The sequence below is a fragment of the Dictyoglomus thermophilum H-6-12 genome (genome assembly GCF_000020965.1).
GTDB classification, from domain to species: Bacteria; Dictyoglomota; Dictyoglomia; order Dictyoglomales; family Dictyoglomaceae; genus Dictyoglomus; species Dictyoglomus thermophilum.
In genome coordinates, this window is sequence record NC_011297.1 from 881,370 (window position 1) to 906,076 (window position 24,707).

Genomic DNA, 24,707 nt, shown 5'->3' on the forward strand with positions numbered 1-24,707 from the left:
GGAAGGAAAATGGGGATGGGTTTATTTTCTTCTGAGGTTCCAATTTTAAGTATTGAGTTTGGCAATCCATTAAGAGTTGTTTTTGGGGGGAAGAGGAAAGATAAAAAGGTTGTAATTAAGAATTTTGCATTAGAAACTCTTCCTCCGGAGGTTATTCAAGGGGGTCAATTGAATAATCCAGATTATCTCTTAGAAGTACTTAAGGGGATTTTGAAAAGATTTAAGGTAAAGTCAGGAAAAACTTTGATATCTATTCCTGCTCAAAATGTGGTTGTAAGATTTTTTAATTTTCCTTATATGCCTGAGAATGAACTTAGGGAATCAATAAAATGGGAGCTTGAAAGATATATACCTCTATCTCCCGAAGATGTAAATTATGATATTCAAGTAGTAGACGTAGTAGATAAAGGAGATACAAAAGAAAGTAGAATAATGCTTGTGGCTGTGTCTAAGGAGATTTTGAATCCTTACCTTGATGTTATAAAAAAACTGAACCTGGAACCTGAATTAGTAGATGTTAGTGTCTTCTCAGCTGTAAGAATGATGATTATGAGTAGAAAAGATATTCCTAAGGGTAATACTATGTATCTATACACCCATGATAATGTGGCAGAGTTTGTGATAGCGAAGGAAAATCAGCCTATGTTTTTTAGAAGTACTGTAATGGAGGAGTGGAATCCACAAGAAGAAGTCGATGATTTAACAAAATCCTTCATGCTCGAGGATTTTGTTAGAAAAATACAGGAAGCTGTTAACTTCTTTTATATGCAATTTCCTGAAGAGCATATAGATCAGGCTATAATTACAGGGAGTAATGTAAAGAATAAAGATTTCATAGATCTTTTAGAAGCAATTCTTAATGTAACCACCGAAATCTCTCCAAGTTCTTCTGTTGGTACGGATAACTTGTTAACAGTAAATTTGAAAAAACAGGAAAAGGAGTTTTTAAGTGATATATATTCTTGGGTAGTTCCTGTTGGATTATTCTTCTGGGAGAGGTTATGAGAGATGTTTAGGATTAATTTGCTTCCAAAAGAGGCTAAGAAAAAAGAACCCATAAGGTTACCTTTTCTTGGTGTACTAATTACGCTTGTGGGTTTGATTTTACTAATTGGGGAGATCATACTTTATTTTAATCTTTCTTCGGAGGTTGCAAATTTAAGAAATGAAAATACATCATTGGAGATTCAGATTAATGATTTAAAAAACAAAATCAATGAACTTCAGAAATTACAGAGTATAAAATCCCAATATGAAGAGAAATTAAAACTGGTAGAAGAAATATCAAAAAGGGAAATTGCATGGCTTGACTTATTTGAGATGTTAAATAGTATAACTCCTAAGAATTTGTGGGTTAAAAGTTTTAATCTGGATTCTTCTGATAATATAAACATTGAAGGCTTTGCTCTCAATTATAAAGAGATTGCCATATTTTTAGATCAACTTGACAAAAGTAATCTTGTAAAAAATGCTTCTTTGGGATTTGCTCAAAAAGTGGGAGAACCACCTTTGGTTTCTATAAATTTTAGGATTGTGGCTCAGTATAAGAGGGGTGAACAATGAAGATAAGTATAAACAAATGGGTTATAATTGGAATCTTACTTTTTGTAATTTCAATTGGTTTTTACTTTGTCTTTTATAAAGCTTTAGAAAACGAAAAAACAACTCTTACAGAAAGTATCGAAACCAATAGGCAGATGTTACTTAGGTATCAACTTAGCTATAAAAAGAGCTTAGAAGAATGGGAGAAATTTAAGGATTCTCTTCAAAGATTTTCAGAAATTCAGCAAAAACTTCCTACAAAAGAGGATCTTCCAAGTTTATTAGCCTTTATTGAATCTATAGCTAAAAATTCAAAATTATCAATTAATAGTTTTAAGCCTTTACCTCCTGAAGTAAAACAGACCACAACTCAAGAGCAACAAGGAAAACAAGTTCAGCAGGAGCAAAAACCAGCTTATGAAGAAAGATCGTACAGTCTTGATCTTCAAGGAAGTTATGGTGGGTTTTTACTGTTCTTATCTAAGTTAAAAACAGCGCCTAGGTTAATACTGATGAAAGATTTGAAAATAGATCCTGTTGATGTGACTGCAAAAGAATTGAAATTTTCTTTTGTCCTTTCAACCTTCATAACTAAATAGGTGGGGAAAGAAGATGGACTTAAAAAGTTTATTGAGTAACCCAAAACAGAGAATTATATTTTTAGTAGTACTCTTGGTATTGATTGGCCTGATAGGCGGTTATTATGTGGTTACAAATTACATATTGGTACCTTCTGAAGAAACAGTTGTAACAACACCAAGAAGAGTGACTTCTATAGAGACGTATACCTTAGCTCAATTGCTTGAGACCCTAACTCGACAAACGTCAGTGGTTTTTACTTATTCAAGGGTTGAGCTCGGTAGAAGTAATCCATTTATTCCAGTTATTGACCTAACTCCTAAGAAACAAGTTTCTCAAGTGCCTCAAAGTACTCCTAGTAATGTTAATATTACAGTAACTCCAAAAGCACCTTTGGAATCTACTAAGACATGGTATAGCAACTTTAGGTTAACAGGGATTGTGATGGGTAAAGATAGACGCTATGCTATCATTGAAGAGGGGGATAGGGGCTATGTCTTGAGAGAGGGTGAGTTTTTGAAAAATGATATATATGTTTCTAAGATTAGTGATAGTTCTGTGGTTTTAAAAAGAGGTAATGCTTATGCCACATTAAAATTGGGAGGTGAATAATTTGAGGTTTAAAAGGGGAAAAAGTCTGATATTTTGTATTTTTTTGATTTTTATTTTTTCTATATTATATGCCCAAGTCGCAAATTTTAGCTTAGTGGGAGTGCAAGTAGAAGAGGGGGTAGGAGGAAGTCTTAATATTGGATTTTATTTCTCTCCCACAACAGGTTTGCCTAAATTTGATATCCAGCAGAAAGATGGTAAATTGGTTGTTACCTTCTTGAATACAACTGTCAAGATGCCCTCCAAATCTATCGACGTAAACAAGGCCTTTCTTACAAAAATTGAACTTACCCAGAACGAAAAAAATACAATAGTTTACATAAATTTTGTGGGTGGAGTGCCCACCTATATCTATAATTCAGGGGTAGGAAGTTTAAAATTAGTCTTGAATCCTCAGTTGTCTGGTGTGTCTACTACCTTATCCAAGACAAAAGAATCTGAAGTAAATCTGATTAGTATAAATGTTGACAAAAACTATAAGCCGAATTTAATTGTGTTAAATTTCTCTGCTGAGGTTCCTGAATATAAGGTCTCTTTATTACAAAACCCCTTAAGGCTTGTTATTGATATAAACAATACGATAAATAAAGTGACTACAAAAAGTATCTCTGTAAATTCAAGCCCTATACTTGGAGTTAGAGTTTCTCAGTTTACTACAAAGCCTTATGTTACACGTGTGGTTGTAGACTTAAAAACTTCATATCCTAAATTAGTAGTTAAGGATTATCAAAATAAGTTATATATTGGAACTTCGGAAGTGTTAGCAAAAGTAGTACCCGTTTCTCAAAAAGTTGTAACGGAGGTTCCTAAAGTTGAGGAAGCACCAAAAGTAACCGAAGTTAAAACTACTACTGTAGAAGAAAAGCCAGAAGAAAAACCTAAAGAAGAAATTGTAAGTAAGCCTGTAGAAGTAAAGGATAAGTTTCAACAAAGAATATCGGTCTCTTTTGATAGAGCAGAGATAAGAGATGTATTGAAGGCAATGGGTCAGCTTGCGGGATTGAATATTATCACTGATATAGGGGTTCAGGGAAGAATAAGTGTATACTTGAAAGATATTCCTTTTAAAGATGCTTTTTATGCTTTACTAGCCTCTTCTGATTTAGGGTACATTCAACAAGGCGAAATTATTATTGTAGCTAATCTTGATAAGTTACAAAAGATAGAAAGTAGGGATTTGGTAACAAAGGTTTATCAATTGAAGTATTTTGAAAGTCAGAAGGCTAAGGATATTTTAAGTAAAACTTCTAAAACTGCAGTTTTTGATTCTGATGATTCGAGAAATTGGCTTATAGTTTCTGCTCCTCCATCAGAGTTTGCAAAGATAGAAAGCACAATCAAAACTTTGGATATCCCATCGGAAAGTATAGCAGGAGCTAAGACCTTAGGAAAGGTTATTTTGGAAAAGAGTGAAGACACTTATCTTGTAACTCTAACTGCAAAAGGCGATGATATTAAGGATATTCTTCAGGAGATAATTCAAAAATCTGGTAAAAATATTATCTTCTCTAAAGATGTATCTGGGGGTGTTTACTTAACTCTTAATAGAGTTCCTCTCGATAGAGCTATCGATTTGATAATAAGAAGTTCTGGATATATTTATGAGGTTAGAGAAGGTGGAGTGATATTAGTAAGTGCTCCTAAGATTGAAGGTGCACCCTCTCCTATAATTGAAATTAAGGAGCTTGTAAAAATTGATAAAATTGGAGATGTATTTTATGTAACTGCAAGTCTCAAGAAGTCAGATATCAGGGATGTTTTACAAGAAATTGCGAGCAAGACTGATTTAAATTTCATTGTAGATCCTAAGGTTTCTGGTACTGTAGATTTATTTGTTAATAAGGTGCCTCTTGATGAGGTCTTAACAATCATTCAAAGACTTGCTAATTTTGATATGGAAAAAGTTGGAAAGACCTATTACATAAGACCTAAGGAAGTTCAAACTGCAACTGTACCTCAGGTTATAAGTACGAAGCTTTATGTATTAAAGTATATAACCCTTCAAGATATTTTGAGGGTAGGAGGTAGTTTAGTAAAGAACTTAAGTTTGAGTTATGATGATAAGACGAGGCTGCTTATAGCACAAGGTAAGGAAGATGATTTGAAGGTATTAGATGAACTAATAAGCAGGATAGATGTAGAGAAGAAGGAAGCAGTAGTTAGTAGAGAGCTCCTTACGGTAGAGAGGGAAGGAGACAAGATATATGTAAGTTGCGATCTAAGGGGTGCAGATATAAGGGAAGTATTGAGGGAGCTTGGAAAGAAGGCAGATATAAACTTTGTGATAGATCAGAAGGTTACAGGGCAAATTGACCTATATCTCAACAAGGTAGAGCTTCCTGAGGTGCTGAATATAATTCAGAGGGCAGGTAAGTTGAGTATAACTACTGAGGATAAAGTGACATATGTGAAGCCCTATGAAGAGAAGGTAGCTGTGCCAGTTGAGGTAGCAAAGACAAAGATATATGCATTGAAATACATTACATTGTCAGACATAGAGAGGGTAGGAGGTAGTTTAGTAAAGAACTTAAGTTTGAGTTATGATGATAAGACGAGGCTGCTTATAGCACAAGGTAAGGAAGATGATTTGAAGGTATTAGATGAACTAATAAGCAGGATAGATGTAGAGAAGAAGGAAGCAGTAGTTAGTAGAGAGCTCCTTACGGTAGAGAGGGAAGGAGACAAGATATATGTAAGTTGTGATCTAAGGGGTGCAGATATAAGGGAAGTATTGAGGGAGCTTGGAAAGAAGGCAGATATAAACTTTGTGATAGATCAGAAGGTTACAGGGCAAATTGACCTATATCTCAACAAGGTAGAGCTTCCTGAGACTCTTGATATACTCAGTAAGATTGCAAGTATCTCCTTTGAAAAAGTAGGTTCTGTGACCTTTGTAAAGCCATTTACCACAGCTGTAGTAGCAACAAAGGAAGGTGCTCCAATTGTCACAAAAGAATACAAGTTAAAATATATATCCTTAGATACATTGAAATCTGTAGTGTCAGGAATAGCTAAAGATGTTAATTTCTATTATGATCAGACTTCAGGTCTCCTATTAGTGCAAGGACCAGCAGATCAAGTCTCCTCCGTAGAGAGCATGATAGCAAAACTTGATAAACCTACTCCTCAAGTAAAAATAGATGTGCAAGTTATTGAGGTATCAAGAGAAAATATTAAAGATATTGGAATTGAATGGGGTACTGGTAGTATTTCTACAGGATTACAAATTACAGCAAATGTGGGTTGGCAAGATCTTAGGATAAGTATTATAAACCCAGGACAGATTAGTGCTAATATCAAAGCATTAGAGTCTCAAAACAAAGCTAAAATATTAGCTCAACCTAGTATGACCACTGTAAGTGGTAAATCTACAAGAATTATGATTGGTGATAGAGTACCACTAATATCCTATGATGCTCAGGGCAATAGACAAGTGAGTTTTGTAGATGTAGGTATAATTTTAAATGTAACTCCTACGGTGAATGCTGATGGTACTATAACGGCTAACTTAAATCCACAAGTAAGTACAATTCAGGGATATGTTCAGGATGTACCTATAATTTCTACTCGTGAGGCTCAAACAATTGTAAATCTCAAGAATGGTGAAACTCTTGCTTTGGGAGGTTTGTTAAGGCAAGAAGAAATAGAAAGCATGTCTAAGGTACCACTTCTTGGAGATATTCCAATTTTAGGTGAACTATTTAAGGCAAGAAAAATTCAAAAGGTTGAAAGAGAGCTTATTATACTAATTACGCCTAAGATAATTGAGTAGTGAGATTTATGATAGAAAAAATACAGGAAAAATTAATAAAAGAAAATATAGATGCTGTATGGATAAGTAATATAGTAAACATTCGGTATCTTACTGGATTTACTGGCTCTACTGCAGATTTACTTGTTCTCAGGGAGGGGGGGTATATATTAGTAGATTCAAGATATTGGGAACAAGTAAATCAGGAGGTTAAGGGTATTAAGCCAGTTCTAGTAGATGGAAATAATAATCTGTTTACTTTTTTAAAGGAGTTAGAGGGCAAAAATAGTCTGAAAAGATTAGGTTTTGAAGCCTCAAATGTGGTTTATAGTACTTGGGCTAAATTGAGAGAACTTTTTCAAGATGTTGAATTAGTTCCCTTGAACAATTGGGTTGAAGAGTTACGTATAGTTAAGACAGAAGATGAAATTGAAAAAATAAAAAAGGCTTTAATGATAGCTGAACAGGCTTTTGAAAATGTCCTACCTTTAATAAAGGTTGGAGTAAGCGAAAAAGATATTGCCATTGAATTGGAGTATCAAATGGCAAAATTAGGTAGTGAGAGGCCTGCCTTTGATACCATAGTAGCTTCAGGAGAAAGAGGTGCTTTACCTCACGGTAAAGCAAGTAATAAAAAGCTTATGGGCAATGAGTTTATAGTTTTTGATTTTGGAGCAGTTTATAACGGATATCATTCAGATATTACTCGTACTGTTTATTTTGGTAATCCTACTGAAGAAGAAATTTTAGTTTATAATATAGTGTTGGAAGCTCAAAAAAAAGCAGAGGAAATTATTGAAGAAGGTCTTCAATGTAATTTTGTAGATAAAGTTGCTCGTGATATAATTCAAGAGAATGGTTTTGGAAATTATTTTGGACATGGATTAGGACATGGAGTTGGACTTGAGATTCACGAATTACCAAGACTTTCACCTAAAAGTGATATGGTGCTTAAGAAGGGAATGGTGGTTACTATTGAGCCAGGTATTTATATTCCTGGGAAATTTGGGGTAAGGATAGAAGATATGGTAGTGGTAGACAAAAGTGGCTCAAAAATATTGAATAAACTTACTAACGATTTGATAATTATTTAAGGTAAAGGAGGTAAAAAGATAAATGATCTCAGTAAACGATTTTTATCCAGGATTAACTATTGAATTAGATGGAGAGATCTACATAGTATTAGAGTATCAACATGTTCATATGGCTCAAGGACAGGCAACGGTCAGAGTTAAATTAAAAAACCTAAAAACAGGAAATGTTATAAGGAAAACTTTTAAATCCGATGAATACGTCCCGCAAGCCTTTATAAATAAAAGAGAAGCCGAATATTTGTATAAACAAGGGGATGAATATTATTTTATTGATAATGAAAGTTTTGAACAGTATGTACTTACTGAAGAGCAGTTAGGCGAGGCAATAAATTATTTAAAAGAGGGAAATACAGTTAGTGTACTTTTTTATGAGGGTAATCCTATTGGAATAGAATTGCCAACTACTGTGGTATTAGAGGTTGTGGAAACAGATCCAGGCTTGAGAGGAGATACAGTTTCTGGTGGGTCTAAACCTGCAAAACTTGAAACAGGACTTGTTATCCAGGTACCTTTATTTATACAGATAGGGGATAAAGTTGTTGTGGATACCAGATATGCTAAGTATGTAGAGAGGGCTTAGATAATATGAGAGAGTGGAATTTGGAAGATTTAAAGGAGATAATAAGCTTATTTTCAAAAAGTAATCTTTCAGAGCTGGTAATAGAAAGTGGTGAAAATAAACTAATACTAAAAAGAGGGGATAATGTAGTAAATATAATTTCAGAAAAAGAGGTTAAAAAAGAGCAAGGAGAGAAGGAATCTTTTGTAAAAGAAGAAGAGGGAGTATATATTACAGCTCCTTTAGTAGGTGTGTTTTACAGATCTCCAGCACCTGGTGCTCCTCCCTTTGTGGAAGAGGGAGACCTTGTTGAGCCAGGTCAAACAGTATGTATAATAGAGGCAATGAAACTAATGAATGAAATCAAAAGTCATGTCAGGGGAAGAGTTAAAAAGATATTGGTAGACAACGGTCAAGCTGTAGAATTTGGACAAAAATTATTCCTTATAGAAACCGATGGCAATGTTTAAGAAAATACTTATTGCTAATCGTGGCGAAATTGCTGTAAGGGTTATAAGAGCTTGTAGAGAATTAGGGATTAAAACAGTAGCAGTCTATTCAGAAGCAGATAAAGAGTCTCTTCATGTATATATGGCCGATGAAGCAGTATGTATAGGACCTCCACCAGCTTCTCAAAGCTATTTAAATATACCTAACATAATAAGTGCGGCTTTAATAACTAATGCTGAAGCTATACATCCAGGATATGGATTTTTAGCTGAGTCTGCAAGATTCGCAGAGATATGTCAGGATCATGGTATAGTTTTTATAGGGCCTAAAAAGGAAGTAATAGAAAGTTTAGGGGATAAAGCAAGAGCTAAAAAATTAATGAAAGAGGCTGGAGTTCCTTTACTTCCCGGTTCTGAGGGACTAATAGAAGATGAAAAACAAGCTTTAAGGGTTGCAAAAGAGATAGGTTTTCCTGTTCTCATTAAAGCCACCGCAGGCGGTGGAGGGAAAGGAATGAGGATATCTTATAGCCCTGAGGAGCTTGTAAAAAATATTAGGCTTGCGAAAATGGAAGCGGAGAAGAATTTTGGAAACCCTGGTGTTTATATAGAAAAATTTATAGAGGAACCAAGACATGTAGAGATTCAGATTTTAGGGGATCAATATGGTAATATTGTCTCATTAGGGGAGAGGGACTGTACCATCCAAAGAAGATATCAAAAATTGATTGAGGAGTCACCATCCCCTGTGGTTAACAATAGAATAAGAGAGGCAATGAGTAGAGCAGCTATAAAAGGGGCTTATAAAGTTGGTTATGTAGGACCTGGCACCTTTGAATTTCTATTAGATAAAGACGGAAAGTTCTATTTCATGGAAGTAAATACTAGAATTCAAGTAGAGCACACAGTTACTGAGATGGTAACAGGTATTGATCTGGTAAAATGGCAGATATTAATAGCTGCTGGAGAAAAACTTGATTTAAAAGACATAACTTTAAGAGGGCATGCTATAGAATGTAGGATTAATGCAGAGGATCCTGATAATAATTTTGCTCCTTCCATAGGTAGAATTGAAAAATATATACCTCCTGGTGGGCCGTTTGTAAGGATAGATACTCATATTTATGAAGGATATGAAATGGTACCTTATTATGATTCGTTGCTTGCTAAGGTCATTGCATGGGGCAAGGATAGAGATGAGGCTATAGCAAGAATGAAACGTGCTTTGAATGAGTTTGTCATAAGAGGATTAAAGACTACCATTCCACTCCATCTTAAAATTTTGGAAAATAGTTCTTTTGTTAAAGGTGATTATTCTACTAATTTCTTAGCAAGAAGGATTTTAGTTGAAGAGTAAATCTGATAAAATATCATCATAGAAGGGTGTTTTTATGAAAGAAGAATTATCTTATGGATCTGTTAAAATATCAAAAGAGGTAATTGCAGTTATTGCTGGAATAGCTGCTCAAGAAGTCGAAGGAGTAGCTAGGGTAGGAGAGAGCTTATCATCGTTTATAAAATTTGTATCTGGGATACCTATTGGTAGAGGGTTAAAAGTGGAATTGTTAGATAAGGACGTTTTTATAAGGATTCCTATTTATGTTAAGCAAAATGTCTTTTTCCCTGATATTGCAAGAGATATTCAAAATCATGTCAAGGAAGTTGTAGAAAGTATGACGGGCTTAAATGTTCGTGAGGTCAACGTTATAATTAAAGGGGTTATTTTAGGTAAAAAAGGTGAGGAGGACAAGGTTAAATGAGAATAAATAAATCTGAAAGAGTAACTACATTTTTGCTACTTTTTATTTCCTGTTTGATATATATTGTTCTTATTTTAGCTTTATTAAAATGGCCTCCTGCTTTGTCTATTTTGGATTGGGCATCTAGTAAAGGTTTTCTTTTCTCAATAATCCTTCTTATTGTTTTATTTGTATTATCTTTTAGTATGAGCTTTTTTTATTTATTATTTAGAGAAAAAACTACTATTAGTTTGGGAAATACCTCAGGACTTGGAGAGATAAGCATATCTCTTAATGGAATTAAAAATGCTATAAGAGATATAGCTACATATTTCTCTGAGATTCAAGAGATTAGGCCAGAAATAGAAAATATAAGGGGTAAAATTATGTTGACTCTCAGAATAAAGGTTCCTTATGGTACTGATATCACAAGAGTGGTGAATGAATTACAGCATAGGGTCAAGGTTTATTTCGAAAATGTTTTATCTCTAAACTTAGAAAATATCAATATTATCATTGAAGATGTAGTTCCTGCTAAGAAGGGTAAGTAGTATGGATTTTAAAAATCTCAACTTTAAAGAATACAAATACAGGTTTATTTTTTCTCTTATATTTTTAACTATTGGAATTTTAATTCTTCTAATTGGTTTTTGGAAAACTCTTTTTCTTTTGCTATGCGTTCTAATAGGATATCTAATAGGATTGATAATTGACAAAAATCTTTTTATAGATTTCATTGAAAGGTTAAAAGATATATTCTTTGTAGGAAGGGAATAAAAAATGAGTAAGGAGAGGACAAGATGTCGTGAAAAGGTTTTACAGCTTCTTTTTCAAAAAGACTTGGGCCAAGAAGTTGAAGTGGATTTTAGTGATTTTTCCCCTCAGGGACAAGCTTTTGCTTACAGGTTGTATGATGGTGCTCTTCAATATAAGGATTTAGCTGATTCTATAATAAGCAGGTTTAGTAAAAATTGGAAACTTGAAAGAATGGGGGCTTTAGAGAGAAATATTTTGAGATTAGCAATTGCAGAGATGTTTACCTTTTCCGATATTCCTCAGGCAGTTACTGTTAATGAGGCAGTTGAGCTTGCTAAAAAATATGTAAGTCCGGAAGCTGGTAGGTTTGTAAATGGTATTTTAAGAAATATTGTTAGAAATTGGGAAGAGGTTAAAAGTTTGAAAGAAGGTTTTGTGGATGTTACTCCAGAAAATTAACTCTCCTAAAGATCTTAAAAGACTTTCTATAGACGAATTAAAGACTCTTTCTGCCGAAATAAGGGAAATCATCATTAATACTGTTGAGAATAATGGGGGACATTTGGCTTCAAATTTAGGTACCGTAGAATTAACTTTGGCCTTACATTATGTCTTTGATACTCCTGAGGATAAGATTATATGGGATGTGGGTCATCAGGCCTATACCCATAAGTTAGTAACAGGAAGAGCAAAAGATTTTCATACTTTACGGCAGTTTGGTGGAATCAGTGGTTATATTGCTCCTTGGGAAAGTGAATATGATCATTTTGCTGTAGGACATGCTGGAACATCTCTTTCAGCTGCTTTAGGTTTTGCAAAAGCAAGAGACTTAAAGGGAGAAAAATATAAGGTTATAGCGGTAATAGGGGATGGAGCTTTAACCTCGGGTATGGCTTTGGAAGCGTTAAATCAGATTGGTTATTTAAATACTGATCTTATTGTGGTTTTGAATGATAACGAACATTCAATTTCTCCCAATGTAGGAGCAATAGCTTTATACCTAGCAAAACTTCGAAAACATCCTTTATATAGATTTTTTAAACAGACAACCCAAAATTTATTAAAAAATTCATCTATAGGAAAAGGTTTATTAGCTTTTGATTTAAAGTTAGAGAGAAGTTTAAAAAGTCTTTTGCTTGAAAATCCCATGTTTGAATATTGGGGATTTAAGTATTTTGGTCCTTTTGATGGGCATGACATTCCTGTACTTATATCAGTTTTTAAAGGAATAAAAGATAATTTATCTTGTCCTGTATTGATTCATATTACAACTAAAAAAGGTATTGGGCATAAAGATGCGGAAGCAACCCCATCTAAATTCCATAGTATAGGGGCTAAAATTGAAAGGGAAAAGAAAGTACCAACTTATACAGAAGTTTTTGGTAAGGCTCTTGTGGAATTAGGAGAAAAGTATCCTGAGATTGTAGCAATAACTGCTGCTATGCCTGAAGGAACTGGGTTATCATATTTTGCACAAAGATTTCCCGAGAGATTTTTTGATGTTGGTATTGCTGAGGAACATGCAGTTACTTTTGCGGCAGGACTTGCAAAAAACGGATTAAAGCCTGTAGTTGCCATATATTCCACTTTTCTGCAAAGGGCTTTTGATCAGATAATTCATGATGTATGCTTGCAAAAACTTCCTATAGTTTTTGTTTTAGATAGGGCAGGAATAGTGAGTGATGATGGACCTACTCATCAAGGAATTTTTGATTTGTCTTATCTTAGACTAATACCTAATATGGTTATTTCTGCTCCAAAGGATGAGTCTGAGCTTAGAGATCTATTATACACTGCGATTAATTATCCTGGTCCCTTTGCTATACGGTATCCAAAGAGTAAAGGTGTAGGCATAGGTTTGAAAGATCATTTTGAAAGGATAGAAATAGGTAAAAGCGAAATATTGAAATATGGAAAAAATGTACTGATTCTTGCTATTGGATCAATGGTTTACCCAGCTTTAGAGGCTGAAAGTATTCTGAAAACAGAAGGCATATCTCCTACTATAGTGAATGTAAGATTCTTAAAGCCATTAGATGTACTAACTTTGGAAGAATTGATTTCTTCTCATGATGTCATAATAACTGTGGAAGAGAATGTGATTACAGGGGGACTCTTTGGAGCTATATCTGAGTTGGTAAATATCTTAAAGCTAAATAAAAAAGTTTTGCCAATTAGCCTTCCCGATAAGTTTATCGAGCAAGGTAATGCTCAGCTCTTAAGAGATATCTATGGCCTCAGTGGACATAAGATAGCTGAAAAAATAATAAGTGTACTGGAAGATGTTAAGGTGTAGGGATTGAAGGAAAAGGAAAGATTAGATGTATTATTAGTCAAAAGGGGCTTTTTTGAAAGTAGAGAAAAGGCTAAAGCTGCCATTATAGCTGGCGTAGTAAAGGTAAACGGTAATATTGTGACAAAACCTGATTTAAAAATTCCTGTTGACTCTTTAATCGAAATAAAGGAGACAATTCCGTACGTTAGTAAAGGTGGATTCAAGTTAAAGAAAGCAATTGACACTTTTGGAGTTGATGTTAGAGGGAAAATTGCATTGGATATAGGAGCAAGCACAGGGGGATTTACAGATTGTCTTCTTCAGGAGGGGGTAACAAAAGTATATGCGGTTGATGTAGGGAAGGGTCAACTTCATGAAAAATTGAGAAAAGATCCAAGGGTTATAGTAAAAGAAGGGATAAATGCTAGGTATCTGAAGGAAGAGGATATCCCAGATAAGGTAGATATTGTTACTATAGATGTTTCTTTTATTTCTCTTTTAAAGATATTTCCGGCTATTAGAAAATTTTTACATGATGATAGTATAATTATATCTTTAATTAAGCCTCAGTTCGAAGCATCGCCTAAAGAAGTGAGTAGAGGTGGGATAGTAAAAAATATTGACGTACATATAAAAATATTAGAGAATATTAAAGAAAAATTAAAAGAACAAGGCTTTTTCATGCAAAATGTAACATATTATTTGAGTAAAGAAGGAAAAGGAAATATCGAATATCCATCTTTATTTACTATTAAACAAGGAACTTTAATCGAAAGTAGAGATATAGAAAGAGTAGTTCAGGAGGCCTTTTTAAATTGGAAATTAAGATCCGAAAGATAGGAGTCTTTTATAATCCCAAAAAAAGGGAGGCAAAGAAGGGGATAGATATACTGAAAGATTGGGCTAAGGAAAGGGGTATTGAGGTCATTCCCGAGGGAGTTGATGTGGATCTTGGAGTAGCTATTGGAGGTGATGGAACTGTTCTTTATACTCTTCAAAAACTATCTATCCATGATATACCTGTAGTCGGTATTAACACTGGAAGACTTGGTTTTTTAACCACCGTAGAGTTCAAAGATATCTCCGTGCTTTTAAACTCTATAGAAAGTGGAAATTTTTTTATTGAAAAACATCCGGTAATAAAGATCTCAATTGACCATAATAATTTTTATGCGTTTAATGAAGTGGTCTTCTTAAAATCGGAAAATACACCTTTAATCTCTGTAAATCTTGTGTTTGACAATAGTTCTATATTGACTCCTCCGGCCGATGGGGTAATTATAGCTACCTCTGCAGGTTCTACTGCTTATGCTCTTTCTGCTGGTGGCGCTATTATTTTCCCTGAAGTGGAGGTCTTAGAAATTATTCCCATATGTGCTCATTCTTTAACTTCAAGGCCTTTAATTTTAGATCTTAATAACTTAGAAGTAAAGGTTAATTTTCAAAGAAAATCTACTCAAGTTGAAGTGTGGATTGATGGTAAAGAAATTGGTATTGTTAGTAATAAGAATCATATTAGCATTAGTAAGGCTAATTTTTATGGAAAATTAATATTTTTACCTGGATGGGACTTCATAAATAGACTTAAGAAGAAACTACATTGGAGGTAGAGAGGAATGTTATTAGCGCTGCGAGTAAAAGATTTTGCAATTATAGATGAGATTACCTTGGATTTTCATGATGGTTTTAATGTTATAACTGGAGAAACTGGTGCCGGTAAATCACTTTTAGTAGATGCTGTAGCCTTTCTTTTAGGGGAAAGAGCTTCAACAGATATTATAAGGTCGGGAAGTAATAGAACTCTCGTGGAAGCTATGTTTACTATGAATGAAGAAGTAGAAAGACTATTAGATGAATGGGATATTCCTAAAGAAAAGGACGGTACTTTGTTGGTTTCGAGAGAGTTAAATAAAAATGGAAGAAGTAAGTGTAGAGTTAATGGCGAACTGGTTACTGTAGGTATGTTGGAAAGACTCCTTTCAAATGTTGTAGAAATTCACGGACAGCACGAACATCAAAAGATACTTCATAGGGATTTTCAACTTGAGGTCTTTGATAGGCTTGGTGGAGATGAATTGTTAAATCAGAGAAATAAAGTGAAAGAGTTGTTTTCTCGACTTAAAAATCTTTATGCAGAGAGAGATGAAATATATGGTAAAGAAAAGGAAAGACAGCAAAGAATTGATCTATTGTCCTTTCAAATAGAGGAAATCGAAAAAGCAAATTTAAAAATTGGAGAAGAAGAGGAATTATTAGAGGAAAGACAGAGGTTGCAAAATTACGAGAAAATAAGAATGGGTATAGAAGAGGCTATAAAATTTTTATATGAGAATCCAGAAGGTTTCTCAGCCTTCGAACAGTTAGGAGAAGGCTTAGATATTATTAAAACTCTTTCTTCATTAGATGAAAATATTAGTAATATTGCAAATTTACTTGAGAATGCAAAAATATACCTTGGTGAGGCTGTGGATAATTTAATCAAGTATAAAGATAGCATGAATTTAGACCCATCTGCAATTGAGGAGATAGAAGAGAGATTGTACCGAATTTCTCAGTTAAAGAGAAAATATGGTAAGACCATTGAGGAAATATTAGAGTATAAAGAGAAGGCAAAAGAAGAACTTGATATGCTTTCTAATATGGAAGCAAGATTAGAAAATATTGAGGCAGAGATAAACTCCATTGAAGAGAAGCTTCTTTATGAGAGTGAAAAATTATCAGAAATGAGAAAGAATATAGTACAAGATTTTGTTAAGAGAGTAGAGTCAGAACTTTCGGAACTTGGAATGGAACATGCAAAATTTTCCGTCGAGTTTATAGAGCCATCTTCAGGTTTGAATATAAACGGAGTGAAGTTAAGTGAAAAAGGGAGAGAGGTAATAGAATTTATGTTATCTTCTAATCCTGGTGAACTGTTTAAGCCATTAAGACACGTAGCTTCTGGTGGTGAGTTGTCCAGGGTTATGTTAGCTTTAAAGACTATTTTGAATGAAGTAGATAATACTCCTGTGCTTATCTTTGACGAAATTGATACTGGAATAGGTGGAGAAACAGCTTATCTTCTTGCTCAAAAGTTATGGAATATTTCAAAGAGAAGACAAGTTTTTTGTGTGACTCATTTGCCTCAAATAGCAGCTTGGGCAGATTATCACTTCCATGTAGAGAAGAAGATCGTTAATGATCAAACCAGAATAAGGGTCTCAATGCTTGAAGATAAGTCTAGGATTCTTGAGCTTTCAAGAATGCTTGGGGGTAGTATAGTTTCTGATGTAAGTCAGCAACATGCAAAGGAGTTATTAGTTAAGGCCTCACAACTTAAAGGCAAGGAAAGCTTAGAAAATATGGGGGGTGAAAGTTAAATTGGATGAGAAAATCATAGAGACAGTTGAAAAATATAAGGGGAGAATCATTACTGTAAAAGAATATAGAGTGGTACTTATAAATGGAAAGGAGGCTAAAAGGGAGGTAGTTCATCATCCTGGAGCTGTAGCAATTTTACCTGTTCTTGAGGATGGATCCGTGTTTTTTGTAAAGCAGTATCGCCTACCAGCTCAAAAAGTTTTGCTTGAGATTCCTGCTGGAAAATTAGATTATGGCGAAAAGCCTGAGGAATGTGCATATCGTGAACTTGAAGAAGAGATAGGTTATGTTCCTGGAAAATTGAAACTTGTCCATACCTTTTATCCATCTCCAGGTATAAGTGATGAAGTCTTATATCTCTTTGAGGCTAGTGATCTGAAGAGGACAAAAGAAAATCCAGATGAAGATGAGTTTTTAGAGCTCGTAATTCTGAGCAAAGATGAGGTTAAGAGATATCTTTTTGAAAATAAATTTGAAGATTCTAAAACTTTAATTGGCGTATATTATTATTTATACTCAAGGAGGAGTTAAGTTATGATAATCGGTGTTCCCAAGGAGATTAAACCTGAGGAAAATAGGGTGGCAATTGTACCTGGGGGAGTAGAGACTTTAGTTAAAAGAGGTCATAAAGTACTTATAGAAAAAGGAGCAGGGCTTGGGAGTGGATTCTCAGATGAGGAGTTTATTAAAGCTGGAGCTATAATTTTAGAAAGACACGAAGATGTTTTTTATGAAGCAGAACTTATCCTGAAGGTTAAAGAACCTTTGCCAGAGGAGTACGATCTTCTTTCTGAGGGTAAAATTCTATTTACTTATTTACATCTTGCAGCTTCGCAAGATTTAACTTTGAATCTTTTGAAAAGAAAAATTATTGGTATAGCTTATGAAACTGTGCAAACCGATGATGGTTTTTTGCCTCTTTTAGCTCCTATGAGTGAAATAGCTGGAAGAATGGCTCCTCAAGAGGGAGCTAAGTATTTGGAGAAGACTTTCGGAGGAAGAGGAATTTTGCTTGGAGGAGTTCCTGGGGTACCTCCAGCAAACGTAGTTATTATTGGTGCTGGAAATGTGGGTTTTAATTCTGCAAGAATTGCCTATGGTATGGGTGCATCAGTTACCGTACTTGACATAAATCCCAGAAAATTAAGGTATATTGATGATTACTTTCAAGGAAAAGTCATAACTATGTTTGCAGATGAGTATAACATAAGAATGGCTGTTGAATATGCTGATCTTATAATTGGAGCTGTCTTAGTTCCAGGAGCAAAGGCCCCAAAAATTATCACGAGAGAGCTCCTTAAAAATATGAAAAAGGGTTCAGTGCTTGTGGATGTAGCTATAGATCAAGGAGGTTGTGCTGAGACTTCTCGTCCTACCACTCATAAGGATCCTATATATGAAGAGGAAGGAGTAATACATTATACTGTAGCAAATATGCCTGGGGCTGTTCCAAGAACTTCTACAAGGGCTCTTACTTTAAACACATTGCCTTATGTAATTGAAATTGCAGATAAAGGCTGGAAGAGAGCTGTAATGGAAAATAAGAGTTTAGCAAGAGGAGTTAATATAGCATACGGTAGAGTAACCCATGAACAAGTAGCGAAGGCTTTTAACCTTCCATATGTTCCATTGGAAGAGGTTATTTAAGGAAGAAGTCTCCTCTAATTAGAGGGGACTTCTTATGTTTTATTTTTTAATTGATTTATTATTTCTTCCATATCCCTTTTGTCAAAAGTATAGGTTTTTCCACAGAATTCGCATTTTACTTCAATGAATTCTTCGTTTTTAATAAGCTCTTCTAATTCTTTAACTCCGAGGGCTATAAGAGTATTTTCTGCTCTTTCTCTACTACACCTACAAGCATATTTAAGATCTTCTCTTGAGAATTGTTCATATTCGATATTTTTAAATATTCTGCTCATTATTTCTTCGGGACTTTGCCCATCAAGAATCATCTTGCTGGGAGGATCGAGATTTTTAATGTTGGTTTCCAAAATATCAATAATATCTTTTTCCGCACTTTCCATTATTTGAACAATGTATCCACCAGCAGAGATCACTTTTCCTTCTTTACTCACATAAACCCCTGCAGCAACGGCAGATGGTAATTGCTCAGAGTATGTAAAATAATAAGCTAAGTCTTTAGCTATACCTCCAGATACAATGGGTACAACTCCTCTATAGGGCTCTTTTAATCCTAAATCTCTTATTACGCTTAGAGTTCCTTCTTTTCCTATAGCAGAAGGCACATCTAATTTTCCGTCGGGAGTGGGTGGTAGGTCTATGTAAGCTCTTTTAATAAAACCTCTTACATTTCCTTTTGAATCTGCTTCTGCAAATATATTACCTAAAGGCCCATTTCCTGTTATTTGTAGGCTTATTCTTTCTTCATCTTTTTTAAGCATTTTACCCATTATTGCAGCAAGAGTTAAGGTTCTACCAAGAGCTGCAATGGCTGTTGGAGAAGCCTTGTGGATTTGTCTTGCTTGTTCTACAAGATCAGTGGTTTTTGCTACATATGCTACTATTCTTTTGTCTTTCGATAGTCCTCTTATTAAGTAATCCATTTTTTCACCTCCACTTTAGATATTATACTTGACTTTTAGAAAGTTTTGCTCATATACTTTTAAAAATTATGCAATTAGGAGGAAAGAATATGCGAAAAATCCTAATTATATTTTTATTGTTTTCTCTCTTAATGCTTTATCCTGTTTTAGGAGCTGGTGCTGTTGAAAGAATAAAGAAGGCAGGAGTGCTAAAAGTAGGAAGTGATGTGGCTTATGCCCCATTTGAGTTTATGGAAGGGGATAAACCAGTAGGTTTTGATATTGATATTGCTCAGGAAATCGCAAAAGCGCTTGGAGTTAAATTGCAAATTATAAATACTTCTTTTGATGGTATAATTGCAGCTTTAAAGGCTAAAAAATTTGACATTATAATCTCTGCTATGACCATTACCGAGGAAAGGAAAAAGGAGATTGATTTCTCTATTCCTTATTATGATTCTGGACAGATTATTGTGGTAAGAAGTGATAATAAAGACATTAACTCAGAGAAAGATTTAAAAGGAAAAATAGTTGGAGTACAGCTTGGTACTACGGGAGAGCTTACTGCTAAAAAACTAAAAGATCAAGTGGGTATAAAAGAGATTAGAAGTTACGAGACTATTCCTGAAGCTTTTATGGATCTTGAGCTTGGGAGATTAGATGCTGTTATTAACGATTTGCCAGTTTCTTTATACTATTCTAAAAATAATCCAAAGTTAAAGTGCGTTGGAAAACCATTTACTATAGAACAATATGGAATAGCTGTTAGAAAAGAAGATAAAGATCTCTTAAAGAAGATAAATGAAATATTGACTAACTTGAAAAAAACTGGTAAATATAACCAAATATATAAAAAATGGTTTGGTGTAGAGCCACCTAAGTAAGAGGTGATATTTTGGATTTTAATCTAAGTATATTTATTGAGAGTATACCTTATTTACTGAAAGGCGCAGTGGTTACATTGCGCCTTTCAGTAGTTTCTGTGTTTTTTGGAATAATACTTGGTTTGTTCTTAGGTCTTGCACGCATATCTAAAAACTATTTTTTGAGAATACCTTCTACCATATATGTAGAGGTAATAAGGGGTACTCCTCTACTTATGCAGCTTTTAATAATCTATTATGCTCTACCTTCTTTTGGTATAAATTTAGGTGCAATCACTGCTGCCATTGTAGGTTTATCTTTAAATAGTGCTGCGTATACCGGAGAGATCTTTAGAAGTGGAATCCAGTCCATAGAAAAAGGACAGATGGAGGCTGCAAGGTCTCTTGGTATGACTTATTTTCAAGCGATGAGATATGTAATTCTTCCTCAGGCTTTCAGAAGAATTTTACCCCCTTTGACTAATGAATTTGTTTCCATGTTAAAGGAAAGTTCTCTTGCTTCTACTCTTGCTGTTACCGAACTTCTTAGGGCAGGTAGAGAGATCGTAGCTTGGAAGGCAAATGTATTTAGTCCATTTTTAGGGGTAACTTTGATATATTTGTTAATGACATTGCCTTTAACAAGACTCTCAGTATGGTTGGAAAAGAGGTTGAAAACAGGTGATTAAAGTAGTTAATTTGCATAAGAAATTTAAGCACCTTCACGTTTTAAAGGGGATTAATTTAGAGGTAAAGAAAGGTGAGGTACTTGTAATTATAGGACCAAGTGGAGGGGGAAAAAGTACCCTTTTGCGTTGCATAAATAGATTAGAAGAACCTACCGAAGGTGAAATTTACATTGATGGTATAAAGATAACCGATCCTTCAGTAGATATAAATAAGATCAGACAAAAGGTTGGAATGGTCTTTCAGCTTTTTAATCTTTTTCCTCACCTTACTGTGCTTGAAAATATAACCCTTGCTCCCATTAAAGTTAAGAAAGTAGATCCCCAAATTGCTGTAGAAAAAGCTTATGAGTTGCTAAGAAGGGTTGGACTTTTAGATAAAGCTAAGAGCTATCCTTCTCAACTTTCGGGAGGACAACAACAGAGAATTGCTATAGCAAGAGCTCTTGCTATGGAGCCAGAGGTAATGTTATTTGATGAGCCTACGTCTTCCATAGATCCAGAGATGACAAAGGAAGTATTAGATGTTATAAGAGAGCTTGCTCATGAAGGGATGACTATGATTATTGCGACTCATGAAATGGGATTTGCTAAGGAGGTAGCAAATAGGGTAATTTTCTTAGATCAAGGGAGAATTGTGGAGGAGGGTACTCCAAAGCAGATTTTTGAAAATCCTAAAGAAGAACGAACCATCGAATTTTTGAGTAAAATACTTTCAATTTGACAAGATAAATCTTTTTTGGTAAATTAACCTTTAAATTTACCTCAATGGGGAGAGAGTTTAAAGAAAGAGGGGTGATTAATTTCTTTGATTTCTCCGTCGACGAAATTATATGGACTTATAGGTTACCCATTGGGGCATTCTATATCCTTTTACATTCATAATGCCGCTTTCAGGGCATTATCTATTGATGCTTTATATATAAATATTCCTATTGAACCAGAGTCTTTTTCAAAGGCGATTCTTGGAATAAAATATCTTCCTATTTATGGTTTGAACGTAACTATACCTCATAAAGAACGCATAATAGATTTTTTAGACGAGATTTCTGTAATTTCTAAGCTTATTGGTGCTGTAAATACGGTTTATTTAGAAGAAAATAAATGGAAGGGCGAAAATACCGATTTTGGAGGATTTTTGGAAACCCTTAAGGAGTTGAAATTAGATAAAGATTTGCCTTGTTTAATTTTAGGAGCAGGTGGTGCAGCAAGGGCCGTAGTTTATGCTGTAATTGAATATGGATTTAAAGAAATTTACTTAACTAATAGAACTTATGGAAGGGCAGAGAGAATTGCTGAGGAAGTAAAGAAAAATAAAAATATTGAAATAAAAATTATTCCTTGGCAGGAAAGACATAAAGTTGACGAAAAATTAATTCTAATAAATACTACATCAATAGGGCTTGATGGCAAAAGTACTCCCTGGAATGGGAATTTCAAATCCATAGCCTTTGTTTATGATATTATTTACAACCCTAAGGAGACTCCTCTATTGAGCCTTGCTAAAGAAAACAATGTGCCCTTTAAGAATGGTCTTGATATGCTTATTTATCAAGCGTGTCTCTCTTGGAATAAATGGTTTGGATTTATTGGGCCTTTTGAGATAATGAAAAGGGAGGCTGAAAAATTGTTATGAGATTTCTAACTTCTGGAGAGTCCCACGGAAAAGCTCTGATGACAATTATAGAGGGTGTACCTGCAGGTCTTCGTATAAATTTGGAATACATAAACCAAGAGTTGAGAAGAAGGCAAGTGGGATATGGAAGAGGTAAAAGGATGGAGATAGAGAAAGATGAGGCTGAAATAATATCCGGAATAAGAGGAGGTTATACCCTTGGGACTCCTATAGGAATCTTAATAAAAAATAGAGATTGGGAAAATTGGAAATCTGTTATGGATCCTGAAAAAATTTTTGAGGAGAGAATTGTTACAAAACCAAGATCTGGGCATGCTGATTTTGCAGGAGCAATAAAGTATCATTTCGAGGATATAAGAAATGTACTTGAAAGAGCTAGTGCCAGAGAGACAGCTGCAAGGGTTGCTGTAGGTGCTATTGCGAAAACTTTTCTTTCTGAGTTTGGAATTGAGATCATAAGTTTTGTAGAAGCTATAGATGGAATTGAAGATAGTTTTGATATTAACAATTTTAGCTGGGATATTTTAAAGAAAAAGGCAGAGTCCTCGGACTTAAGAATGATCGATGAGGAAAAAGAAAAGCAAGCAAAGGAATTGATAGATAAAGCAAAAGAAGAGGGAGATACTCTTGGAGGAAGATTTATTCTTCTTGCAAAAGGAGTACCTATTGGTCTTGGAAGTTACGTTCATTGGGATAGGAGACTGGACGCTCTTATTTCTTATGCTATTATGAGTATACCTTCGGTGAAGGGTGTGGAAATTGGTGAGGCTCTTTATGCGAGCATGAATATTGGTTCAAAGGTACATGATGAATTCTATGGAGAAAAGGATAGGTTCAGAAAGACTAATTATGCTGGAGGGATCGAGGGGGGAGTTTCAAATGGGGAGATTATTATGGTTAGAGCTATAGTTAAACCTGTACCTACTCTACGAAGACCTCTTAAAACCTTTGATATAAAAGAAAAGAAAATTACAGAAGGTTATTATGAAAGAAGTGATTTTTGTGTGGTGCCTGCAGCTGGTGTGGTAGGGGAGGCAATGCTTGCTTTTATCTTAGCAAGAGAGTTTTTAAACAAGTTTTCGGGAGATCATATGGAAGAGATAAGAGAAAATTTTGAAAAATATAAAAATTATGTTTATGAGAGGTTAGGATGGAAGAGCTAAGGGTTGAACTTAAAGATAAAAAATATCCTATATATATTGGTTATGATATTTTAAAAAAATTTCTAAAAAATTATCGAGATAATTATTCTTTCTCTTTTATTATTACCCATTCTTTCTTGTACGACCTTTACAAAGAGGATTTAGAAATTTCTCAGGAAGGAATAATATATGTGCCTGTTGGAGAGAAGAGTAAGAGCTTTAAAGAGGTAATTAGAATTTCAAGAGAGCTTGCCCAAAGGGGTGCAGATAGAAAAAGCGCTATTTTTGCTTTTGGGGGTGGAGTCATAGGAGATCTTACTGGTTTTGTAGCTTCCATTTATATGAGAGGCATAAGATATATTCAAATTCCTACAACTCTTCTTGCTCAGGTTGATAGTTCCATAGGAGGCAAGACAGGTATTAATATAAAAGAGGGAAAAAATTTAATAGGAACTTTCTACCATCCCGATGCAGTAATAATAGATATAAAGACTCTAAATACCCTTCCAGAAAGAGAGTACAGAAGTGGTATTGCAGAGGTAATAAAATATGGAATGATTATGAATCAAAGCCTTTTTAATTTTTTAGAGAAAAATACGACTTCTATACTGAATAAGGATATAGACATACTTTCCCATATTATAAGAGAAAGTCTTATTTGTAAGAAGTATGTGGTGGAAAAAGATGAAAAAGAATCTTCTTTGAGAATGATTTTAAATTTTGGACATACTTTTGGACATGCTATAGAGGCTAAGGGAGGATATAAAAGATTTCTGCATGGAGAAGCCGTGGCTATTGGCATGTTTTTAGCTACTTACTTAGCTTATAAAATTGGATTTTGTGATTACAGTGTCTTGAAGAGGTTACAAGATACCTTGCTAAGTTTTGGATTCGATCTTAATAATCCTTACAGAATAGAAGATTTAGTAGGCTATATCAAGAGAGATAAAAAGGCTTATGGAGGTAAGATTAGACTTATTTTGCCAAAAGAAATAGGTAAGGTAGAGATTGTAGAAAATTTGGAAGAAAAGGACATAATAAAAGCGTTGAAGGCAGGTGATGGGTATGGAAAGTGATTTTTATGAATTTAATTATTGTAATTTGACAATAGATTACTT

At 34.4% G+C, this 24,707-nt stretch carries 26 protein-coding genes; 25 read left to right on the forward strand and 1 reads right to left on the reverse strand.

Features of this window, described 5'->3' with window-relative positions:
* Positions 1–15 precede the first annotated feature (15 nt).
* Genes pilM through ald form a run of 19 tightly spaced genes read left to right on the forward strand, consistent with a single transcriptional unit; the run spans position 16 to position 18,363 of the window.
* Complete coding sequence (gene pilM, locus DICTH_RS04275; RefSeq protein WP_012548702.1) at positions 16–1,005, forward strand: type IV pilus biogenesis protein PilM; 990 nt, start codon at positions 16–18, stop codon at positions 1,003–1,005.
* Positions 1,006–1,008: 3 nt separating this feature from the next.
* On the forward strand, positions 1,009–1,563 hold the full coding sequence (locus DICTH_RS04280; protein WP_012547383.1) for a PilN domain-containing protein: 555 nt from the start codon (positions 1,009–1,011) through the stop codon (positions 1,561–1,563).
* Positions 1,560–2,141 (forward strand): type IV pilus inner membrane component PilO, encoded by a 582-nt coding sequence (locus tag DICTH_RS04285; protein ID WP_012547973.1) that lies wholly within the window; start codon positions 1,560–1,562, stop codon positions 2,139–2,141. The genes DICTH_RS04280 and DICTH_RS04285 overlap by 4 nt, the downstream gene beginning before the upstream one ends.
* A 13-nt stretch (positions 2,142–2,154) precedes the next feature.
* Positions 2,155–2,733, forward strand: a complete 579-nt coding sequence (locus DICTH_RS04290; RefSeq protein WP_012547606.1) for a hypothetical protein — start codon at positions 2,155–2,157, stop codon at positions 2,731–2,733.
* On the forward strand, positions 2,726–6,505 hold the full coding sequence (locus DICTH_RS04295) for a secretin N-terminal domain-containing protein (RefSeq protein WP_407919137.1): 3,780 nt from the start codon (positions 2,726–2,728) through the stop codon (positions 6,503–6,505). The genes DICTH_RS04290 and DICTH_RS04295 overlap by 8 nt, the downstream gene beginning before the upstream one ends.
* A gap of 8 nt (positions 6,506–6,513) precedes the next feature.
* Entirely contained in the window at positions 6,514–7,578 is a 1,065-nt protein-coding gene (locus tag DICTH_RS04300; protein WP_012547795.1) for a M24 family metallopeptidase, read from the forward strand.
* Positions 7,579–7,600: 22 nt separating this feature from the next.
* Positions 7,601–8,158, forward strand: coding sequence for an elongation factor P (efp, locus tag DICTH_RS04305; protein WP_012547926.1), 558 nt, complete (start codon positions 7,601–7,603; stop codon positions 8,156–8,158).
* Between the two features lie 5 nt (positions 8,159–8,163).
* Positions 8,164–8,607, forward strand: a complete 444-nt coding sequence (gene accB / locus DICTH_RS04310) for an acetyl-CoA carboxylase biotin carboxyl carrier protein (protein ID WP_012548561.1) — start codon at positions 8,164–8,166, stop codon at positions 8,605–8,607.
* Positions 8,600–9,943, forward strand: coding sequence for an acetyl-CoA carboxylase biotin carboxylase subunit (gene accC, locus DICTH_RS04315; RefSeq protein ID WP_041723214.1), 1,344 nt, complete (start codon positions 8,600–8,602; stop codon positions 9,941–9,943). The genes accB and accC overlap by 8 nt, the downstream gene beginning before the upstream one ends.
* Positions 9,944–9,977: 34 nt before the next feature.
* Positions 9,978–10,346, forward strand: coding sequence for an Asp23/Gls24 family envelope stress response protein (locus tag DICTH_RS04320; RefSeq protein ID WP_012547400.1), 369 nt, complete (start codon positions 9,978–9,980; stop codon positions 10,344–10,346).
* Positions 10,343–10,876 (forward strand): Asp23/Gls24 family envelope stress response protein, encoded by a 534-nt coding sequence (locus DICTH_RS04325; RefSeq protein WP_012548509.1) that lies wholly within the window; start codon positions 10,343–10,345, stop codon positions 10,874–10,876. The genes DICTH_RS04320 and DICTH_RS04325 overlap by 4 nt, the downstream gene beginning before the upstream one ends.
* 1 nt (position 10,877) lies before the next feature.
* A complete protein-coding gene (locus DICTH_RS04330) occupies positions 10,878–11,102 on the forward strand; it encodes a DUF2273 domain-containing protein (protein WP_012547009.1) in 225 nt (74 codons plus the stop codon).
* 3 nt (positions 11,103–11,105) lie between these two features.
* A complete protein-coding gene (gene nusB / locus DICTH_RS04335; RefSeq protein ID WP_012547845.1) occupies positions 11,106–11,540 on the forward strand; it encodes a transcription antitermination factor NusB in 435 nt (144 codons plus the stop codon).
* Positions 11,521–13,377: a 1-deoxy-D-xylulose-5-phosphate synthase gene (dxs, locus tag DICTH_RS04340; RefSeq protein WP_012547691.1), complete on the forward strand. Its 1,857-nt coding sequence runs from the start codon at positions 11,521–11,523 to the stop codon at positions 13,375–13,377. Before nusB ends, dxs begins: the two co-directional genes overlap by 20 nt.
* Before the next feature lie 3 nt (positions 13,378–13,380).
* A complete protein-coding gene (locus DICTH_RS04345; protein ID WP_012546994.1) occupies positions 13,381–14,196 on the forward strand; it encodes a TlyA family RNA methyltransferase in 816 nt (271 codons plus the stop codon).
* The gene (locus DICTH_RS04350) at positions 14,172–14,966 is read left to right on the forward strand and encodes an NAD(+)/NADH kinase (protein ID WP_012548692.1); all 795 of its coding nucleotides are present in this window, start codon (positions 14,172–14,174) and stop codon (positions 14,964–14,966) included. The genes DICTH_RS04345 and DICTH_RS04350 overlap by 25 nt, the downstream gene beginning before the upstream one ends.
* A gap of 6 nt (positions 14,967–14,972) precedes the next feature.
* Complete coding sequence (recN, locus tag DICTH_RS04355) at positions 14,973–16,715, forward strand: DNA repair protein RecN (RefSeq protein WP_012547281.1); 1,743 nt, start codon at positions 14,973–14,975, stop codon at positions 16,713–16,715.
* 1 nt (position 16,716) lies between these two features.
* A complete protein-coding gene (locus tag DICTH_RS04360) occupies positions 16,717–17,247 on the forward strand; it encodes an NUDIX hydrolase (RefSeq protein WP_012548115.1) in 531 nt (176 codons plus the stop codon).
* A gap of 3 nt (positions 17,248–17,250) precedes the next feature.
* Complete coding sequence (gene ald, locus DICTH_RS04365; protein WP_012548493.1) at positions 17,251–18,363, forward strand: alanine dehydrogenase; 1,113 nt, start codon at positions 17,251–17,253, stop codon at positions 18,361–18,363.
* A 32-nt stretch (positions 18,364–18,395) separates the two neighbouring features.
* Here the strand turns inward: ald and hslO are convergent, their stop codons facing one another.
* Positions 18,396–19,283, reverse strand: coding sequence for an Hsp33 family molecular chaperone HslO (gene hslO, locus DICTH_RS04370; protein ID WP_012547407.1), 888 nt, complete (start codon positions 19,281–19,283; stop codon positions 18,396–18,398).
* Between the two features lie 89 nt (positions 19,284–19,372).
* Between hslO and DICTH_RS04375 the strand changes: the two genes are divergently transcribed.
* The 6 genes from DICTH_RS04375 (at position 19,373) to aroB (ending at position 24,665) form a co-directional block, all read left to right on the forward strand.
* Positions 19,373–20,146 (forward strand): basic amino acid ABC transporter substrate-binding protein, encoded by a 774-nt coding sequence (locus DICTH_RS04375; RefSeq protein ID WP_012548546.1) that lies wholly within the window; start codon positions 19,373–19,375, stop codon positions 20,144–20,146.
* A gap of 11 nt (positions 20,147–20,157) precedes the next feature.
* Positions 20,158–20,814 (forward strand): amino acid ABC transporter permease, encoded by a 657-nt coding sequence (locus DICTH_RS04380; protein WP_012547464.1) that lies wholly within the window; start codon positions 20,158–20,160, stop codon positions 20,812–20,814.
* Positions 20,807–21,535: an amino acid ABC transporter ATP-binding protein gene (locus tag DICTH_RS04385; protein ID WP_012547857.1), complete on the forward strand. Its 729-nt coding sequence runs from the start codon at positions 20,807–20,809 to the stop codon at positions 21,533–21,535. Before DICTH_RS04380 ends, DICTH_RS04385 begins: the two co-directional genes overlap by 8 nt.
* Positions 21,536–21,619: 84 nt before the next feature.
* On the forward strand, positions 21,620–22,447 hold the full coding sequence (gene aroE / locus DICTH_RS04390; RefSeq protein ID WP_012547690.1) for a shikimate dehydrogenase: 828 nt from the start codon (positions 21,620–21,622) through the stop codon (positions 22,445–22,447).
* A complete protein-coding gene (gene aroC, locus DICTH_RS04395) occupies positions 22,444–23,610 on the forward strand; it encodes a chorismate synthase (RefSeq protein ID WP_012548508.1) in 1,167 nt (388 codons plus the stop codon). The genes aroE and aroC overlap by 4 nt, the downstream gene beginning before the upstream one ends.
* Complete coding sequence (aroB, locus tag DICTH_RS04400) at positions 23,598–24,665, forward strand: 3-dehydroquinate synthase (RefSeq protein ID WP_012547735.1); 1,068 nt, start codon at positions 23,598–23,600, stop codon at positions 24,663–24,665. Before aroC ends, aroB begins: the two co-directional genes overlap by 13 nt.
* Positions 24,666–24,707: the final 42 nt, after the last annotated feature.

Excerpts from the sequence above, each read along its gene's own strand:
- DICTH_RS04320 (WP_012547400.1), top strand. The coding sequence starts at position 9,978 with ATGAAAGAAGAATTATCTTATGGATCTGTTAAAATATCAAAAGAGGTA.
- aroB (WP_012547735.1), top strand. The coding sequence starts at position 23,598 with ATGGAAGAGCTAAGGGTTGAACTTAAAGATAAAAAATATCCTATATAT.
- efp (WP_012547926.1), top strand. The coding sequence starts at position 7,601 with ATGATCTCAGTAAACGATTTTTATCCAGGATTAACTATTGAATTAGAT.
- recN (WP_012547281.1), top strand. The coding sequence starts at position 14,973 with ATGTTATTAGCGCTGCGAGTAAAAGATTTTGCAATTATAGATGAGATT.
- ald (WP_012548493.1), top strand. The coding sequence starts at position 17,251 with ATGATAATCGGTGTTCCCAAGGAGATTAAACCTGAGGAAAATAGGGTG.
- DICTH_RS04375 (WP_012548546.1), top strand. The coding sequence starts at position 19,373 with ATGCGAAAAATCCTAATTATATTTTTATTGTTTTCTCTCTTAATGCTT.
- accC (WP_041723214.1), top strand. The coding sequence starts at position 8,600 with ATGTTTAAGAAAATACTTATTGCTAATCGTGGCGAAATTGCTGTAAGG.
- DICTH_RS04300 (WP_012547795.1), top strand. The coding sequence starts at position 6,514 with ATGATAGAAAAAATACAGGAAAAATTAATAAAAGAAAATATAGATGCT.
- hslO (WP_012547407.1), bottom strand. The coding sequence starts at position 19,283 with ATGGATTACTTAATAAGAGGACTATCGAAAGACAAAAGAATAGTAGCA.
- DICTH_RS04280 (WP_012547383.1), top strand. The coding sequence starts at position 1,009 with ATGTTTAGGATTAATTTGCTTCCAAAAGAGGCTAAGAAAAAAGAACCC.
- DICTH_RS04325 (WP_012548509.1), top strand. The coding sequence starts at position 10,343 with ATGAGAATAAATAAATCTGAAAGAGTAACTACATTTTTGCTACTTTTT.
- DICTH_RS04290 (WP_012547606.1), top strand. The coding sequence starts at position 2,155 with ATGGACTTAAAAAGTTTATTGAGTAACCCAAAACAGAGAATTATATTT.
- dxs (WP_012547691.1), top strand. The coding sequence starts at position 11,521 with ATGTTACTCCAGAAAATTAACTCTCCTAAAGATCTTAAAAGACTTTCT.
- nusB (WP_012547845.1), top strand. The coding sequence starts at position 11,106 with ATGAGTAAGGAGAGGACAAGATGTCGTGAAAAGGTTTTACAGCTTCTT.
- DICTH_RS04285 (WP_012547973.1), top strand. The coding sequence starts at position 1,560 with ATGAAGATAAGTATAAACAAATGGGTTATAATTGGAATCTTACTTTTT.
- aroC (WP_012548508.1), top strand. The coding sequence starts at position 22,444 with ATGAGATTTCTAACTTCTGGAGAGTCCCACGGAAAAGCTCTGATGACA.
- accB (WP_012548561.1), top strand. The coding sequence starts at position 8,164 with ATGAGAGAGTGGAATTTGGAAGATTTAAAGGAGATAATAAGCTTATTT.
- DICTH_RS04330 (WP_012547009.1), top strand. The coding sequence starts at position 10,878 with ATGGATTTTAAAAATCTCAACTTTAAAGAATACAAATACAGGTTTATT.
- pilM (WP_012548702.1), top strand. The coding sequence starts at position 16 with ATGGGTTTATTTTCTTCTGAGGTTCCAATTTTAAGTATTGAGTTTGGC.